Source organism: Pseudomonas sp. (assembly GCF_036404235.1).
GTDB lineage: Bacteria > Pseudomonadota > Gammaproteobacteria > Pseudomonadales > Pseudomonadaceae > Aquipseudomonas.
In genome coordinates, this window is record NZ_DASWOT010000107.1 from 1 (window position 1) to 2,430 (window position 2,430).

The 2,430-nt window shown below is 61.9% G+C and carries 1 protein-coding gene; it reads left to right on the forward strand.

Annotated features, from left to right (window positions below; translation table 11 throughout):
- A partial coding sequence (locus VGC62_RS13300) for a condensation domain-containing protein (protein WP_331187549.1) occupies positions 1-2,430 on the forward strand: 2,430 nt, incomplete at both ends.

Consider the following 2,430-nt stretch of genomic DNA (forward strand, 5'->3'; position numbering starts at 1 on the left):
GCAGGGCTGGCGCGGGGCTATTTGAACCGAGCCGGACTGACCGCCGAGCGCTTCGTGCCGGACCCGTTCGGTGCGCCGGGTGGTCGGTTGTATCGCAGTGGCGACCTTGCGCGTTACGGCGCCGATGGCAGCCTGGATTACTTGGGACGTGCGGATCAACAAGTGAAGATCCGTGGCTTTCGTATCGAGCTGGGGGAAATCGAAACCAGCCTGTTGCAGGACCGCGACATGCGCCAGGCGGCGGTGCTGGCGGTGGAGGGCCCGGCCGGTGCGCAACTGGTGGGTTATCTGGTGGCCGAAGTGGGTGCGCAGCAGCGTGTCGAGTGGCTGGCGGCCCTGAAGCAGCGGCTCAAGGCCGAGTTGCCCGAACACATGGTGCCGGCGCACCTGATGGTGCTGGACGCACTGCCCCTGACGGCCCACGGCAAGCTTGATCGACAGGCGTTGCCGTCGGTGGACGTGCGCCAGACAAGCCACGCCTACGCAGCCCCCGAAGGTGAACGCGAGCAAGCGCTGGCTGTGATCTGGGCGAGCGTACTGGGTGTAGATCGGGTAGGGCGCAACGATAACTTTTTCGACATGGGGGGGCATTCTTTGCTGGCATCCCATGTGATTGGGCGCATTCGCTTCGAGATGGCTGCGGATGTTCCGCTCAAAGCCTTGTTCGAGGCTGAGAACCTGGCCGATTTTGCGCAACGTATGGATGTTCACCGCCAGCAAGGGCACGCTCCCATTGTTCCTATGGATCGGAGCGCGCCCTTGCCATTGTCGTTTGCGCAGCAGCGGCAGTGGTTTCTCTGGCAATGGGCCCCACAACAGGCAACCTACAACGTCAGCAGCAGCCTGCGCTTGAAAGGCGTGCTGGACGTCGCTGCGCTCAAGCGTGCTTTCGAGACGCTGGTGGCTCGCCACGAAATTCTGCGCACGACGTTCTATCAAGACGGCGCCCAGGCGTATCAACGTGTTCACCTCTCGCTGCCATTTGAATGGCGCTACCGCGCGCAGGCCGATCAGTCAGCAGAACAAGACAGCGCCCAGCGGCCCTTCGATTTAATCGAAGGGCCATTGCTGAGGGTCGATCTGGCCGTGACGGCCGAGGCCGAGCACCTGCTGAGCGTGACGTTGCACCATATCGTCGTGGATGGCAGCTCCATGCCTCTTTTGATCGCTGAGCTAGCTGAGCTTTACGACAGTCAACGGCTTGGCCGTTCGAACACGCTGCCACCCCTGACCCTGCAATATGCCGATTACGCTGGCTGGCAACGTCAGACCATGACCGGGGAGGCCCGGAACCGGGAATTGGCCTATTGGGTCGGTCATCTCTCGGGCGCGCCAAGAGTCCTGGAGCTGCCCTTGGACCACCCTCGTGCGGCGGTGCCAAGCCACCAGGGCGCTAGCTTCAGCATTGCGTTACCGGATGATTGCGCCCGTCGATTAGCTGTTTTGGCGCAGCAGAGCGGCGTCACGCTGTTCACTGCTTTGTTGGCCTCCTTCCAGTTGCTTTTGAGCCGTTATAGCGCGGAGTCGACGGTGTGCATCGGCGTGCCGGTGGCGAATCGGGACAGAGCTGAGCAATCCCTGATGATCGGAATGTTCGTCAATACTCTGGTGCTCAAGGCCGATTGTTCGTCGTCATTGACGTTTGTTCAGTTCTTGCTGCAAACCCATGAAACGATGGTGGAGGCATTGGCCCATCAGCAGGTGCCTTTTGAGCGTTTGGTGGAAGCGCTCGAGGTTCCTCGGCAGACGGACCGCGCGCCGCTGGTCCAGGTGATGCACAACCACCAGGTACGAACCGGTAATTTTTTGCCCCGGCTGGGTGATCTTACGTTGGAAGGGGTGGCCTGGGAGGCACAGACCGCGCAGTTCGATCTGACATTGGATACCGTCGAAACCGATACTGGCTTGCAGGCTTCCTTCACCTATGCCACCGACCTGTTCGAACCCGCCACCGTGGCGCGTATGGCTGAGCATTGGTGCAATTTGCTACAAGCCATCGTCGCCAATCCCGAACGGCGCCTGGGCGATCTGCCACTGGAGTCTGCAGCGCAGCGCCAAGCCACCTTGCAGCAGTGGAACGGCAGCGAGCGGCGCGAATACCCGGTGTACCAAAGCCTGGCCGAGCTGTTCGAGGCCCAGGTGGCCCAGGCACCTCAGGCCATCGCCCTGGTGTGCGGCGAGTTGCACTTGACCTACGGCCAATTGAACGACCGTGCCAACCAGATCGCCCATGGACTCAAGGCGTTGGGCGTCGGCCCCGAGGTACGAGTGGGGTTGGCGGTGTCCCGTGGGCTGGACACCGTGGCGGGCATGCTGGGGATTCTCAAGGCCGGTGGCGCCTATTTGCCACTGGACCCGGACTACCCGCAGGCGCGGCTCCATTACCTGATTCAGGACAGTGGCATCGAATTGCTGCTGACCCAGAGCACG